At 73.6% G+C, this 13,994-nt stretch carries 11 protein-coding genes; 2 read left to right on the top strand and 9 right to left on the bottom strand.

Annotated elements, in window-relative coordinates:
• Positions 1-30: 30 nt before the first annotated feature.
• The 7 genes from BLW82_RS28875 to hrcA form a co-directional block, all read right to left on the bottom strand.
• The gene (locus tag BLW82_RS28875; protein WP_093503164.1) at positions 31-3,255 is read right to left on the bottom strand and encodes a S41 family peptidase; all 3,225 of its coding nucleotides are present in this window, start codon (positions 3,253-3,255) and stop codon (positions 31-33) included.
• A gap of 46 nt (positions 3,256-3,301) precedes the next feature.
• Positions 3,302-3,865 carry a hypothetical protein gene (locus BLW82_RS28870; RefSeq protein ID WP_093503162.1) on the bottom strand — a complete coding sequence of 188 codons (564 nt, stop codon included), beginning with the start codon at positions 3,863-3,865 and terminating at the stop codon, positions 3,302-3,304.
• A 93-nt stretch (positions 3,866-3,958) separates the two neighbouring features.
• A complete protein-coding gene (locus BLW82_RS28865) occupies positions 3,959-4,351 on the bottom strand; it encodes a VOC family protein (protein ID WP_093503160.1) in 393 nt (130 codons plus the stop codon).
• 30 nt (positions 4,352-4,381) lie between these two features.
• Entirely contained in the window at positions 4,382-5,131 is a 750-nt protein-coding gene (locus tag BLW82_RS28860; RefSeq protein ID WP_093503158.1) for a 16S rRNA (uracil(1498)-N(3))-methyltransferase, read from the bottom strand.
• Positions 5,128-6,222 carry a nitronate monooxygenase gene (locus BLW82_RS28855; RefSeq protein WP_093503156.1) on the bottom strand — a complete coding sequence of 365 codons (1,095 nt, stop codon included), beginning with the start codon at positions 6,220-6,222 and terminating at the stop codon, positions 5,128-5,130. Before BLW82_RS28855 ends, BLW82_RS28860 begins: the two co-directional genes overlap by 4 nt.
• A gap of 280 nt (positions 6,223-6,502) precedes the next feature.
• Positions 6,503-7,639 (bottom strand): molecular chaperone DnaJ, encoded by a 1,137-nt coding sequence (dnaJ, locus tag BLW82_RS28850; protein WP_093503154.1) that lies wholly within the window; start codon positions 7,637-7,639, stop codon positions 6,503-6,505.
• A complete protein-coding gene (gene hrcA / locus BLW82_RS28845; RefSeq protein WP_093503152.1) occupies positions 7,640-8,656 on the bottom strand; it encodes a heat-inducible transcriptional repressor HrcA in 1,017 nt (338 codons plus the stop codon).
• A 172-nt stretch (positions 8,657-8,828) separates the two neighbouring features.
• Between hrcA and BLW82_RS28840 the strand changes: the two genes are divergently transcribed.
• Both BLW82_RS28840 and BLW82_RS28835 read left to right on the top strand, forming a co-directional pair.
• Positions 8,829-9,551 (top strand): MBL fold metallo-hydrolase, encoded by a 723-nt coding sequence (locus BLW82_RS28840; RefSeq protein ID WP_093503150.1) that lies wholly within the window; start codon positions 8,829-8,831, stop codon positions 9,549-9,551.
• A gap of 34 nt (positions 9,552-9,585) precedes the next feature.
• Positions 9,586-10,401, top strand: coding sequence for a DUF3097 domain-containing protein (locus BLW82_RS28835; protein WP_093503148.1), 816 nt, complete (start codon positions 9,586-9,588; stop codon positions 10,399-10,401).
• Between the two features lie 100 nt (positions 10,402-10,501).
• Here the strand turns inward: BLW82_RS28835 and hemW are convergent, their stop codons facing one another.
• Positions 10,502-11,734: a radical SAM family heme chaperone HemW gene (gene hemW, locus BLW82_RS28830; RefSeq protein ID WP_093508342.1), complete on the bottom strand. Its 1,233-nt coding sequence runs from the start codon at positions 11,732-11,734 to the stop codon at positions 10,502-10,504.
• A gap of 167 nt (positions 11,735-11,901) precedes the next feature.
• Complete coding sequence (locus BLW82_RS28825; RefSeq protein WP_177233100.1) at positions 11,902-13,944, bottom strand: ATP-binding SpoIIE family protein phosphatase; 2,043 nt, start codon at positions 13,942-13,944, stop codon at positions 11,902-11,904.
• Positions 13,945-13,994: the final 50 nt, after the last annotated feature.

The following is a 13,994-nucleotide window of genomic DNA, read 5'->3' as shown; positions in this document are numbered from 1 at the left end:
AGCCGCACGGTGATACAGCCCCGCCCCCCCTCAGGCAGGCAGAGTGGGCGGAGTCTTCGCGGGAGCCGCCTCCAGTGCCTCCAGCGCAAGCCGGACGGCCTCGTCCAGCTGGGGGTCCCTCCCCGCGCCCCAGTCCTGCGGGGTCTGTACGACCTCCACGTCCGGGTCGACGCCGTGGTTCTCGACGCCCCAGCCGTAGCCCTCCAGCCAGAACGCGTACTTCGGCTGGGTGACCAGCGTGTCGTCGACCAGGCGGTAGCGGCTGTCGATGCCGATGACGCCGCCCCAGGTGCGGGTGCCGACCACCGGGCCGATGCCCAGCGCCTTGATCGCCGCGTTGACGATGTCGCCGTCGGAGCCGGAGAACTCGTTCGCGACGACCACGACCGGTCCCCGGGGCGCGTCCCTCGGGTAGCTGAACGGCCGCATGCCGCGCGGCAGGTCCCAGCCGACGATCCGCCGGGCCAGCTTCTCCACCACGAGCTGGGAGGTGTGCCCGCCGCGGTTCTCGCGGACGTCCACGACGATGCCCTCGCGGGCCATCTCCACGTTCAGGTCACGGTGGATCTGGGCCCAGCCGGGCGCCTGCATGTCGGGGACGTGGAGGTAGCCGAGGCGGCCGCCGGAGAGTTCGTGGACGTGGGCCCGGCGGTCGGCGACCCACGCGTGGTAGCGCAGCGGTTCCTCGTCGGCAATCGGGACGACGACCGGGTGCCGCAGGTCGCCGCCGCCCGCCGGGGACACGGTCAGTTCGATCGCCTTGCCGGCCGTGCCGACCAGGAGCGGGCCGGGGCCGGTGACCGGGTCGACGGGGCGGCCGGCGACGGCCACGATCGCGTCGCCGGGGCGGACCGCGGCGCCGGGGGCCGCGAGGGGGGAGCGGGCGCCGGGGTCGGAGGTCTCGGCGGGCAGGATCCGGTCGATGCGCCAGCTGCCGTCGGCGTGCCGGGAGATGTCGGCGCCGAGCAGGCCCTGCCGGGCGCCGCCGCCGTGGCCGCCGCGCGGCGTGACGTAGGCGTGCGAGGTGCCGAGTTCGCCCTGGACCTCCCAGAGCAGGTCGACGAGGTCGTCGTGGGTGGCGACCCGGTCGACGAGCGGGCGGTAGCGGTCCAGGACGCCGTTCCAGTCGACGCCGCCGAGGTCGGGCCGCCAGAACTGGTCGCGCATGATGCGGCCGGTCTCGTCGAACATCTGCCGCCACTCGGCGGCCGGGTCGACGGTCTGCCGGACCCGGGAGAGGTCGACGGTGATGTTGGTGTCGCTGTCGTCGTCGTTCGAGGCGCGGCGGTCGCTGGGGACGACCTTGAGCTTGCCGTCGGCCCAGAGCAGGACGCGTTTGCCGTCGCCGCTGACCTCGAAGTGGTCGGCGTCGGAGGCGAGGTACTCGATGCGCTGCTGGGCGAGGTCGTAGCGCTCCAGTTCGGTCTTGGGCGCCGGGTCCTCGGGGTGGGCGCGGGAGGCCCCGAGGACGCCGCGGACCGGGTGGCGCAGCCAGAGGACGCCGTCCTTGGCGGCGCGCAGCGTGGAGTAGCGGCCGGCCTCGACGGGGAAGGGCACGATCCGGTCGGCGAGGCCCTCCAGGTCGATCCGCGTGGCGGGGGTGCCCTCGGCGTCCGGCGTCTCCTCCTTGTCGGGGGTCTCGAAGGGACGGCCGTGCCGCTGCGGGCCGAACGGCGAGGGGGTGGTGGCCGCGAGGGTGATCAGGTGCGGGCGGTCGCCGACCACGAAGGCCAGGTCGAAGACGTGCTCGTCGTAGACCGGGTCGAAGGAGCGGGTGGAGAGGAACGCGAGGTGCTTGCCGTCGCGGGTGAAGGCGGGGTCGTAGTCCCGGAACCGCAGCGGGGTGGCCTCGGTGACGGTGAGGTCGGTGGTGTGGGCGATACGGAGCTGGCAGAGGCCGCCGGCGCCGGGGTGGGACCAGGCGAGCCAGCCGGAGTCGGGTGAGAAGGCGAGTCCTGAGACGTCGCCGTCCTCGCTGCGGTCGACCTCGCGGACCTCACCCGTCTCGCGTTCGACGAGGAGCAGCCGGCCGTCGTGGGCGGCGACGGCGACCCGGGCGCCGTCGGGGGCGACGGCGAGGTCCAGGACCCGGCCGAGCTGTCCGGCGGCGATCCGGCGCGGGGTGGCGCCGGGCACGAGTCCGGTGGCGGGGGCGAACTCCAGGGCGTCGTCGCCCTCGGCGTCCGTCACCCACACCACCCATTCCTCGGCGTCCGCGCGGAAGGTGACGGGCAGCCGGGCCCGCACCCCCGGCTGGGCGGCGAGGGCGCGCGCCGGACCGGACCGGTGGGTCACCCAGTGCACGCCGCCGCGCACCAGGACGGCGCTGCCGCGCGCGGTGTGGTCGGGCGAGGCGGAGCTGAACCAGCGGGCCGCGTTGACCGGGTAGGGCTGCCGGTCGACCCGGGACCCGCCGAGCCGGATGTCCAGGCGGCGCGGCTCGGCGCCCTCCAGGTCGTCGAGGAGCCAGAGTTCACCGGCCGAGGCGTAGACGACCCGGGTGCCGTCGCTCGCCGCGTGCCGGGCGTAGAAGCCGTCGAGAGGGGTGTGCCGGCGCAGGTCGGAACCGTCGGCGAGGGAGGAGTACAGGGCTCCGGTGCCCTCGTGGTCGGAGAGGAAGGCGATCCGGTCCCCGACCCACTCGGGGTACTCCAGGTTCCCGTCCAGCTCCGCGTGCAGCCGTACGAACTCGCCGGTGCCCTCCCCGCCCCGGGCGTCCCGGTCGATCCACAACTTGCCCGCCGTACCGCCCCGGTACCGCTTCCACCAGGCCGCCTCCCGCCCCATCGGCGCGGACAGCAGCACGGTGTGCGGGCCGAGGGCGACGTGGCCGACCGGGCCGTACGGCAGGACGGTGGACGGGCCGCCGTCGAGCGGGACGGCGTGCGCCCAGCTGCGCCGGAGGCTGGCCTGGCCGTAGGTGGAGATGGCGAGGACCTGCCCGTCGGCGGTCCAGCCGCGCACCTGGGTGCGGGAACTCCCCCAGTGCGTCAGGCGGGTGGACGGGCCGCCGTCGACGGGGGCGAGGTGGATCTCGGGGGCGCCGTCGCGGGTGGAGGTCCAGGCGACCGTGGTGCCGTCGGGCGAGATGCGGGGCAGCGTCACGGGGACGTTGTCGGCGCTGGCCCGCCAGGCCCGGCCGCCGTCCAGGGGCGCGAGCCACACGTCGTCCTCGGCGGTGAAGGCGACCAGGTCGCCGTGGACATGGGGAAATCGGAGGTAGGACCGCGGTCCTGTCGCTGCACCCTGAGTCACTCGCTCAGCCTATGCACCCCGGCGTGTTCCCGGTGGCCGATTTCGATCACTTTCCCTGCACCGGCCAGCACTTGGGGTCGCCCTGGCACCAGATCGTCTTCGTGACGGTCACGGTGGGGCCGGGCCGCTGCCCGTAGGTGGGCGGCCGGTAGGTGCTGTACGCCGGCCCGGGTGTCGCGTCGCAGTTGCCCAGCCCGTTCACCCGGAACCACTCCTTGCCGCCGACCTTGGCCACGAGGTTCCCGCGCACACAGGCGCCGCTGACGGCCTTGGTGACCCGGCCGGTGACGGTGATGTCCCGGCCGTCCCTGGTCCGGCCCCGGCAGTCGACGGAGACGACGGTGGTCGAGGTGGCCGACGGCGTCTTCGTGCCCGTCGTGCTCCTCGCCGACGACCCGTGGTTGCCGGTGCAGGTGAGCCAGTCGACGTCGACGTGCTGGCGTTTCAGTTCTGCGGTGGCCGTCCGGTCGGTGGTGTAGGCGACCGTCGCGGTGTTCAGGTCGCTCGGCTGACAGGCCACCGCACCGCCCACGGCGATCACCGCGAGCCCCGCCGCGGCCGCCGCCCTGGTTCCGCGCGGCCGGCCCCAAATCCTCCTCAATGCCCCCATGGAGGGCAGCCTGCCACCGTCCCGCCGGTGGCGGTAGGGGGCTTACGGCCACTCACGTGTTCGGAGGGGTCACCCGTGCCGGTGCGCTCTCCCTCAGGTCCGCAGCAGCAGCCACTCCTGGAGTTCCACCAGGTTCCCCTCGGGGTCCTTCAGGTGGGCGACCCGCATGCGTTCGGTCATCGGCTCGGGTCCGTGCACGAGGACCGCGCCCCGTGCGGTGATCTGCTCGCAGTAGCCGTCCAGGTCGTCGACGCGCAGCACCACCAGAGAACGGTGCCCGGTCGCCGCGTCGCCCAGTTCGGAGAGTATCGCGGCCATCATCGCCCGGTCCTGCAGGGCGATCCCCGCCGATCCGGCATGCGGGCTGAACTTCTCGTACGGCCCCTCGCTCGCCCCCGACTGCGGCCTCAGCCCGAGCACCTCGGCGTAGAAGCGGTAGCAGGCGGCGAAGTCGGTGACCAGGAGCCGGACTTGGGCGAGTTCCACGGCTGTCCCCCAGGGTGTGGTGCGGTCGGTTCAGGACCACCGGCCGGTGCGGCCCAGCAGCAGGGCCGCGGCCGCCGTCCCGGCGGTCGACGTGCGCATCACGGTAGGCCCCAGGGTGTACGCCTTCGCACCCGCCTCCTCGAACAGGGCGATCTCGTCCCGGGCGACGCCCCCTTCGGGCCCGACGACCAGCACGATCTCGCCCCCGGTGGGCAGTTCGGCCGCTGCGAGCGGCTCACTGCCGTGCCCGAAGTCGGAGTGCAGGACGGCGGCGAGGTCGGCCTCCGCCAGCAGCGCGGCGACCTGCCTGGTCGTCGCCGCGTCCGCGACCTCGGGGAACCGCACCCGGCGGGACTGCTTGCCGGCCTCGCGGGCGGTGCCCCGCCACTTGGCCAGCGACTTGAGGCCCCGCTCGCCCTTCCACTGGGTGATGCAGCGGGCGGCCTGCCAGGGCACGATCCGGTCGACGCCGACCTCGGTCATGGTCTCCACGGCGACCTCGCCGCGGTCGCCCTTGGGGAGTGCCTGGACGACGGTGATGCGGGGCGACGGCTCCGGCTCCTCGGAGACCGACGTCATGCGGACGACCAGCCGGTCCTTGCCCTCGGCGGCGACCACCTCGCAGACCGCCCAGCGGCCGGCGCCGTCGGTGAGGACGACCTCCTCGCCGGGCTGCAGTCGCTTCACGGAGACCGCGTGCCGGCCCTCGGGCCCGTCGAGGACGTACTGTCCGGCACCACCGGCGGGGAAGTCCTCGACGACGAAGACGGGCGCCGTCATCGCCGGTCCCCCTCTCCCTTGCTCTCCACCGCGGCCGACAACGCTGTCGTCGCGGCGGCGAGTTCCGCCGCGAGGGTCTCCACCAGCTGACCGGCGGGCAGTTCGCGGGCCATCCGGTGGCCCTGTCCGGCCCACAGGGCCATGCCCTGGGCGTCCCCGGACCGGGCGGCGGCCTTGCGCAGCGGGGAGGTGAGGTGATGGACCTCCGGGTAGGCGGCGGGCGCGTACGGGCCGTGCTCGCGCATGAACCGGTTGACCAGGCCGCGGGCGGGCCGCCCGGAGAACGCCCGGGTCAGCGCGGTCCGCGTGAAGAGCGGGTCGGTGAGCGCCTGCTTGTGCAGGGCGGCGGCGCCGGACTCCGGGGTGGCGAGGAAGGCCGTCCCCAGCTGCGCTGCGCTCGCCCCCGCCGCCAGTACGGCCGCGATCTGGCCGCCGCGCATGATCCCGCCCGCGGCGACGACCGGGATCCGGACGGTCTCGCGCACCTGGGCGACCAGCGACAGCAGCCCGACCCCGGACCCGTCGTTCTCCGCGACGTCCCGGTGGGTGCCCTGATGTCCTCCCGCCTCCACGCCCTGCGCGATCACCACGTCCGCCCCGGCCCGCTCGACGGCACGGGCCTCCTCGGCGGTGGTGGCGGTGACCAGCGTGACCGTCCCGGCCCGCCGCAGGGAGTCCAGCACCTCCGGCGCCGGCACACCGAAGTGGAAGGAGACGGCGGCCACCGGGTTGTCCAGCAGCACGGCCAGCTTGGCCTCGTACCCGTCGTCCCGGCCGCTGTCCGGGTCGCCGAGCTCGGTCTCGTACCAGGCGGCCTCACCGGCCAGCTGATGCGCGTAGACCTCCACCGCCCCGGACTCCGCGTACTCGGGCTGGGGCATGAACACGTTCACACCGAAGGGACGGCCGGTCAGCCCCCGCAACTGCTTGATCTCCTGGTACATCCCGTCGGCGGTCTTGTACCCGGCGGCGAGGAACCCCAGCCCGCCCGCCTCGGACACGGCGGCGGCGAGCTGCGGGACGGAGACCCCGCCCGCCATGGGGGCCTGCACGATCGGAAGTGGGAAGAGATCGGTCAGTGCGGAGGACATGACGGCATGTTGTCACGTCCTCCGAACAAGACCGAATCGGGCCGCCCCTTTGGCACATGCCAGAAACCACACCTTCCGGCGGGCCGAGCCGGGCGCCCGACCAGGACTCCCGGCGGACCGAGCCGCGCGCCCGACCACACCTCGCGGCGGGCCGAGCCGAGGGGCCGAGCGAGCTTTTCGACCGGCCGAGTCGGGTGGTGGGTGGGCACAGGTCCCCGGGGGTCCGAGGGGCGGAGCCCCCTGGCGGGGTCGAAGGGGCGGAGCCCCTTCACCGCACCCGTCAACGCCCGTTGAACGCGTCCTTCAGCCGGCTGAACAGCCCCTGCTGACCGGGCTGGAACTGCCCCTGCGGCCGCTCCTCCCCGCGCAGCTTCGCCAGCTCCCGCAGCAACCGCTCCTGCTCAGGATCCAGCTTCGTCGGCGTCGTCACCTCGACGTGCACGATCAGGTCACCCCGCCCGCCGCCCCGCAGATGCGTGACCCCCCGCCCGTGCAGCGGAATCGACTGCCCGGACTGCGTGCCCGGCCGGATGTCGACCTCCTCGAGACCGTCCAGCGTCTCCAGCGGCACCTTCGTACCGAGCGACGCCGCCGTCATCGGAATCGTCACCGTGCAGTGCAGGTCGTCCCCGCGCCGCTGGAACGTCGAGTGCGGCAGCTCGTGGATCTCGACGTACAGGTCACCGGCGGGACCGCCGCCCGGCCCGACCTCGCCCTCACCGGCGAGCTGGATCCGCGTGCCGTTGTCGACACCGGCCGGGATCTTCACCGTCAGCGTCCGCCGCGACCGCACCCGCCCGTCGCCCGCGCACTCGGGGCACGGCGTCGGCACGACCGTCCCGAACCCCTGGCACTGCGGGCACGGCCGCGAGGTCATGACCTGGCCGAGGAAGGACCGCGTCACCTGCGAGACCTCACCGCGGCCCCGGCACATGTCACACGTCTGGGCGGAGGTGCCCGGCGCCGCGCCCTCACCGTTGCAGGTGTTGCAGACGATCGCCGTGTCGACCTGGATGTCCTTGGTGGTGCCGAAGGCCGCCTCGTCGAGCTCGACCTCGATCCGGATCATCGCGTCCTGGCCGCGCCGGGTCCGCGACCGCGGACCGCGCTGGGACGCCGTACCGAAGAACGCGTCCATGATGTCCGAGAAGTTCCCGAACCCGCCGGCCCCGAAGCCGCCCGCGCCCGCGCCGCCGCTCTGCGAGAGCGGATCCCCGCCGAGGTCGTAGACCTGCTTCTTCTGCGGGTCGGAGAGCACCTCGTAGGCGGCGTTGATCTCCTTGAACCGCTCCTGGGTCTTCGGGTCCGGGTTGACGTCCGGGTGCAGCTCGCGCGCGAGCCGACGGAAGGCCTTCTTGATCTCTTCCTGCGACGCGTCGCGGCGCACGCCGAGAACGGCGTAGTAGTCCGTGGCCACTTACGACTCCGCCAGGATCTGTCCGACGTACCGTGCCACCGCTCGTACCGCTCCCATCGTTCCCGGGTAATCCATGCGGGTCGGTCCGACCACGCCGAGCTTGGCGACTGCCTCGCCGCCCGAACCGTAACCGACCGACACCACTGACGTGGAGTTGAGTCCCTCGTAGGCGTTCTCGTGACCGATGCGTACGGTCATGCCCGAATCCCCCGCCTCGCCCATGAGCTTGAGGAGGACGACATGTTCCTCCAGTGCCTCGAGGACGGGCCGGATCATGAGGGGAAAGTCATGTCCGAAGCGGGTGAGATTGGCGGTGCCGCCGATCATCAGCCGCTCCTCGTTCTCCTCGACGAGCGTCTCCAGCAGAGTGGAGAGCACCGCCGAGACCGTGCCGCGGTCCTCGGCCTCGAAGGCTTCCGGCAGATCCTCCACCAGCCGGGGCACGTCCGAGAACCGGCGTCCCGCGACCCGGCTGTTCAGCCGCGCCCGCAGGTCCGCGAGAGACGTTTCGCCGAAGGGGGCCGGACAGTCGACCATCCGCTGCTCGACCCGCCCGGTGTCGGTGATCAGCACCAGCATCAGCCGGGCCGGAGCCAGGGAGAGCAGTTCCACGTGCCGCACGGTCGACCGCGTCAGCGACGGGTACTGCACGACCGCCACCTGCCGGGTCAGCTGGGCCAGCAGCCGGACGGTCCGCGCCACAACGTCGTCGAGGTCGACGGCGCCGTCGAGGAAGTTCTGGATGGCCCGCCGCTCGGGCGCGCTCATCGGCTTGACCCCGGCCAGCTTGTCGACGAACAGCCGGTACCCCTTGTCGGTGGGGATCCGCCCCGCGCTGGTGTGCGGCTGGGCGATGAACCCCTCGTCCTCCAGGGCGGCCATGTCGTTGCGCACGGTCGCCGGGGAGACCCCGAGGTTGTGCCGTTCGGTCAGCGCCTTCGAACCGACGGGTTCCTCGGTGCCGACATAGTCCTGGACGATGGCGCGCAATACCTGAAGCCTGCGTTCACTCAGCACCCGGCGCCACACCTCCAGAAAGTCGTCCCCGCGGCCTTTCGGTCCCTTCGGGCCTTTCGTCTGGCACTCTGCGAACGCGAGTGCCAGCATCCCCGCCCCAGTGTACGGCCGTGGGCCACCGACTGGGCAAGGCCGGTCAGGACCCATGACGTTCTACGGCTAGCGTCGCGGCATGACGGTGACTTGGGAAGAGCTGGGCTGGGAGCGGGTGGCCGAGGGCGTCGGCCGGTGCCGGCTGCCGGGCTGGGACTGCACGGCGGGTCTGGTACTGGGGGCGGGCACGGCCCTGATGGTGGACGCCGGGTCGAGCCTGGCGGAGGGCGCACGGTTGCGTACGGAGGCGCAGGCACTGGCCGACCGCCGTGTGACCCATCTCGCGCTCACCCATCCGCACTTCGACCACGTCTTCGGCGCGGCCGCCTTCGCGGGCACGGCCCTGTACGCGGCGGTGGGCGCCGAGGCCGTCCTCGGGTACGACCGCGAGGCACTCCGCCTGGACGCGATCCGCAACGGCCTGCCGGCCGGGGAGGCCGAGGAGGCGGCCGACGCCCTCCCCCTCCCGCGCCATCCGGTCTCCGGCGAGTGGACCCTCGACCTGGGCGACGGCCGCCAGGCCCTGCTGGCGAACGTGGGCCCCGGCCACACCCCGCACGATCTCGCCGTCCTGGTCCCCGGCGACCCGGAGGTGGTGTTCTGCGGCGACCTGGTGGAGGAGTCCGGCGATCCGCAGGCCGGCCCCGACGCCGTACCGTCGCGGTGGCCCGCCGCCCTCGACCGCCTCCTCTCCCTGGGCGGCGACCGCGCCCTGTACGTGCCCGGTCACGGAGCGGTGGTGGACGCGGCGTTCGTGCGGGCCCAGCGCGACGCCCTGGCCGCCCGTTTCGGCGTGTCGTAGGCGCGCCGGTCCGGCTTCTCCTATCGTCATCCGAATGCGCCAGTACTCCGCCGACCTGACCCCTCCGTGGAAGAAGCCGAAGCCGGTGCCCGAGGTGGCCGCCGAACCCGGTCTGGTGGTCGAGGAGCCGGGTACGGGTTTCTGCGGCGCGGTGATCCGCTGCGAGGCGGGCACGGTCACCCTGGAGGACCGCTTCGGCAAGCACCGCGTCTTCCCGCTGGAACCGCGCGGCTTCCTCCTGGAGGGCCGGGTCGTCACCCTCGTACGCCCCACGTCCGGGGGACCCGTACGTCCCTCCCGTACCGCCTCCGGCTCGGTCGCCGTCCCCGGCGCACGCGCGCGTGTCGCCCGCGCCGGCCGCATCTACGTGGAGGGCCGCCACGACGCGGAACTGGTCGAGAAGGTCTGGGGCGACGACCTGCGCGTCGAGGGCGTGGTCGTGGAGTACCTGGAGGGCGTCGACGACCTCCCCGCCATCGTCGCCGAGTTCGCCCCCGGCCCGGACGCCCGTCTCGGCGTCCTCGTCGACCACCTGCTCCCCGGCACCAAGGAGTGGCGCATCGCCCAGTCGGTCACCAGCGACCACGCCCTGGTCGTCGGCCACCCGTACATCGACATCTGGGAGGCGGTGAAACCGTCGTCCCTGGGCATCGACTCCTGGCCCCGCGTCCCGCACGGCCAGGACTGGAAGACGGGCGTCTGCCGGGCGCTGGGCTGGCCCACCGACAACACGGGCGCCGTCTGGCAGGCGATCCTCGCGCGCGTGCACTCCTACAAGGACCTGGAGCCGGAGCTGCTGGGGCGGGTGGAGGAACTGATCGACTTCGTCACGGGCAGCGGTGGGGCCTGACCCCCGTGGCCTCCACATCCGCCGCGCCCCGCGGGCGGCGGCCTGCGAACCAGGTTGGGGATCGAACCGTCGTTTCGAGGTGATTCACCCGCCGGATTGGTCAGTCCACCAGGTCTCTGACCACCGCATCCGCCAGCAACCGCCCCCGCAGCGTCAGCACGGCCCGCCCCTGCTCGTACGGTGCGGCCTCCAGCAGCCCCTCCTCCAGCGCCCGCCGCGAGGCCGTCAGTCCCGCCTCCTTCAGCAGTTCCAGCGGCACCCCCTCCCGCAGCCGCAGTTCCAGCAGGATCCGCTCGACCCTCCGGTCCTCGTCCGACAGGACCTCCCGCCCGGCGCCCGGCGACCGCCCCGACGCCAGCGCCGCCGCGTACGCCCCCGGGTGCTTCACGTTCCACCACCGCACGCCCCCCACGTGCGAGTGCGCCCCCGGTCCGGCGCCCCACCAGTCGGCGCCCCGCCAGTACAGCTCGTTGTGCAAGCAGCGGCCCGCTTCCGAGGTGGCCCAGTTGGACACCTCGTACCAGTCGAAGCCCGCGCCCGCCAGCACCGAGTCGGCGATCAGGTAGCGGTCGGCATGGACGTCGTCGTCGGTCATCGGGACCTCGCCCCGGCGGATCCGCCGGGCCAGCTGCGTGCCCTCCTCGACGATCAGCGCGTACGCCGACACGTGGTCGGGCCCGGCGCCGATCGCCGCGTCCAGGGAGGCCCGCCAGTCGTCGTCGGACTCGCCGGGGGTGCCGTAGATCAGGTCGAGGTTGACGTGGTCGAATCCGGCCGCGCGGGCCTCCGCGACGCACGCCTCGGGGCGTCCCGGGGTGTGGGTGCGGTCGAGGACCCGCAGCACGTGCTGCCGTGCGCTCTGCATGCCGAAGGAGATCCGGTTGAAGCCGCCCTCGCGCAGGGCCGCGAGGTAGGCGGGGTCGACGGACTCCGGGTTCGCCTCGGTCGTGACCTCCGCGTCGGCGGCGAGCCCGAACTCGTCGCGGACCGCGCCCAGCATCCGTACGAGGTCGGCGGCGGCCAGCAGCGTCGGCGTACCGCCCCCGACGAACACGGTCCGCACCTCGCGGGGATCGTCGCCGAGGACCTTCCGCGCGAGCCTGACCTCGTCGATCAGGGTGTCCGCGTAGTTGTCGCGGGAGGCCAGCACACCGCCGGTACCGCGCAGCTCGGTCGCCGTGTACGTGTTGAAGTCGCAGTAGCCGCAGCGGGTCGCGCAGTAGGGGACGTGCAGGTAGAACCCGAGGGGGCGGGCGGCGGCGCCGGCGAGCGCGGACGCGGGGAGCGCGCCGTCGTCGGGGACGGGCTCGCCGTCGGGGAGTGCGGAAGGCATGTCCCCCATTGTCCCGTACCGACGTCCCGTACCGATTTCCTGTACGGATCTCCTGTACGGACATCTCCCGTAGGACTTCGGTTCCTGTAGGGCCTCGGTTCCGGTAGGGCCTCAGGTTCCCGTAGGGCCTCGGTTCCCGTAGGGCCTCGGTTCCCGTAGGGCTTCGGTCACTCCGCCTGGAGGACGAGGAGTGCCAGGTCGTCCTCCGGCTGTCCGCCGCCGAACTCGTGGACGAGCCGTCTGATGCGCTCGGCGATCAGGTCGGCGTTCAGCCCCGCGCAGCCGGCCAGCGCCCGCGCGAGCCCGTCGCCGTCGTCGAACTGACGGCTGCCGGAGCGCCGCTCGGTGACCCCGTCGGTCACGCACAGCAGGCTGTCGCCGGGCGCCAGCTCGATGGTCTCGCTGGTGTACGTCTCGTCCTCGACGACCCCGAGCAGCGTCTGCGGGCGGGCGGCGGTGCTGACCTCTCCGTCGGGGCCGAGGAGCAGCGGCAGCGGATGCCCGGCGGAGGCGAGGGTGCAGCGGATGCCGCGGCCGTCGAGGGGGGTGAGCTCGCCGTAGAGGAGGGAGAGAAAACGGGTCTGCGGGCTGTCGCCGGGCGGCAGGGCGCGGCCGCCGACGGCGACCAGGGCGCGGGCGGCGGCGTCGGCGGCCTCGGTGGCGTCGTCGAGGAGGAGCTGGTTGAGGCGGTCGAGGACGTCGGCGACCCGGTAGCCCTCGCGGGCGAGGAGCCGCAGCCAGGGCCGGGCGAGGCCGATGACGACGGCGGCCTCGGGGCCCTTGCCCTGGACGTCGCCGACGGCGAAGCACCAGCGGCCGTCGCCGGCCGGGAAGAGGTCGTAGAAGTCGCCGCTGGGGCCGCCCTTGTCGCAGGGTTCGTAGACCAGCGCGCTGCGCACGCCCGGGATCTCGGCGACCGCGCCGGGCAGCAGCCCGCGCTGCAGGACGGCGCTGATGGTGGCCTGGCGGGCGTACTGGCGGGCCGCGCCGATGGCGAGGGCGACCCGGCGGCCGAAGTCCTCCACGAGGCCGTTGATCTCGTCGGGGATGCCGTCCGGGCCGGACCGGCCGATGACCAGCGTGCCGAGCGGGCGGCCGCCCGCGATGAGCCGGTAGGCGAGCGCCGAGCCGTGGGTGCCCTGCGGGCCGAGCGCCGTGCCGGGCCAGGGATACGGCTCGGGCCCGGACCGTAAGCCGCCCTGCGCGGACGGCGGGTCCTTCTCCAGGGCGTGCCGCAGTTCCTCGATGCGGTTCTCGCTGCCGTGCCAGACCCGGGCCAGCCGCGGGCCGCCCGCGCCGCCGGTTTCGCCCCAGCCGCCGCCCCGTGCGGTCGCCTCGTCCTCCAGCCACACCGCGCACCAGTCGGCGAGCCGGGGCACGATCAGCTGGCCGGTGAGCGCCGCCACCAGGTTCTCGTCGAGCTGGCCCGCGAGCAGGTCGGAGGCCTCGGCGAGGAAGGACAGCGCGCCCCGGTTGAGCCAGTCCCGGTCCCGCTCGGGGCGGTGCGAGCAGTCCCCGCGCTCTCCGCGCTCCGCGGCGGCCTCGCGCGCGTACGCGTGCGCGGGGTGCAGCTGCGACTGGGCCTGGGGTGGCTCGGGGGCGAGGATCTCGGCGACCTTCAGCTGCCGCTCGTCGGGGAGCGTGCCGCCACGGCCGGTCAGCCGCGCCCACACCGACTTGGCGCCGGTGCGGTACGTCACCCCCCAGGACTCCGCGAGCGAGGCGACCAGGCGCAGCCCTCGCCCGAACTCCGGCGTCTCGTACGGCGTCTCGCCCGGGTGGTCGCGGGGCGCGCGGGAGGGATGGTGGTCGGTGACCTCGACGACGAACGCCGTCTCCTCCCGATCCTCCAGCCACCAGTCGACCTCGACGTCCGTGCCGGCGTGCACGACGGCGTTGGTGACGAGTTCGCTGACGACGACCATGGCGTCCTCGGCGACCCGCTGCTGCTCCGGGCGGAGCAGGCCGCACTCCGTCCACTCGTCGAAGGAGGCGCGCACCAGGGCGCGGGCGGAACCGGGCGCGAGCGGGCTGCCGGGCAGGGACGCACGCCCCTGCGCACGCGGGCCCGCGGTGTCGCGCGCTTGAGCGCTGTCGCGCGCCTGAACGTTGTCATGCGCGGGAGCGTCGCCGTGCGCGGGCGCCGCGTCGTGCGCAGGCGCCTCACGGACCCGGGAGACGGTCTCCCGTTGCGTGGGTATGGCCCCCATGTCCAGCTCCCCGAGCAGTTCGGACGAATACATCCCGATCGATGCGGACA

The sequence above is a fragment of the Streptomyces sp. Ag109_O5-10 genome (assembly GCF_900105755.1).
Classification (GTDB): Bacteria; Actinomycetota; Actinomycetes; order Streptomycetales; family Streptomycetaceae; genus Streptomyces.
Note: the sequence above shows the minus strand (reverse complement) of the source record. Positions and strands in the feature narration are given on the sequence as shown.

Excerpts from the sequence above, each read along its gene's own strand:
- BLW82_RS28870 (WP_093503162.1), bottom strand. The coding sequence starts at position 3,865 with ATGGGGGCATTGAGGAGGATTTGGGGCCGGCCGCGCGGAACCAGGGCG.
- BLW82_RS28860 (WP_093503158.1), bottom strand. The coding sequence starts at position 5,131 with ATGACGGCGCCCGTCTTCGTCGTCGAGGACTTCCCCGCCGGTGGTGCC.
- BLW82_RS28840 (WP_093503150.1), top strand. The coding sequence starts at position 8,829 with ATGACGGTGACTTGGGAAGAGCTGGGCTGGGAGCGGGTGGCCGAGGGC.
- BLW82_RS28835 (WP_093503148.1), top strand. The coding sequence starts at position 9,586 with ATGCGCCAGTACTCCGCCGACCTGACCCCTCCGTGGAAGAAGCCGAAG.
- hemW (WP_093508342.1), bottom strand. The coding sequence starts at position 11,734 with ATGCCTTCCGCACTCCCCGACGGCGAGCCCGTCCCCGACGACGGCGCG.
- BLW82_RS28855 (WP_093503156.1), bottom strand. The coding sequence starts at position 6,222 with ATGTCCTCCGCACTGACCGATCTCTTCCCACTTCCGATCGTGCAGGCC.
- BLW82_RS28825 (WP_177233100.1), bottom strand. The coding sequence starts at position 13,944 with ATGGGGGCCATACCCACGCAACGGGAGACCGTCTCCCGGGTCCGTGAG.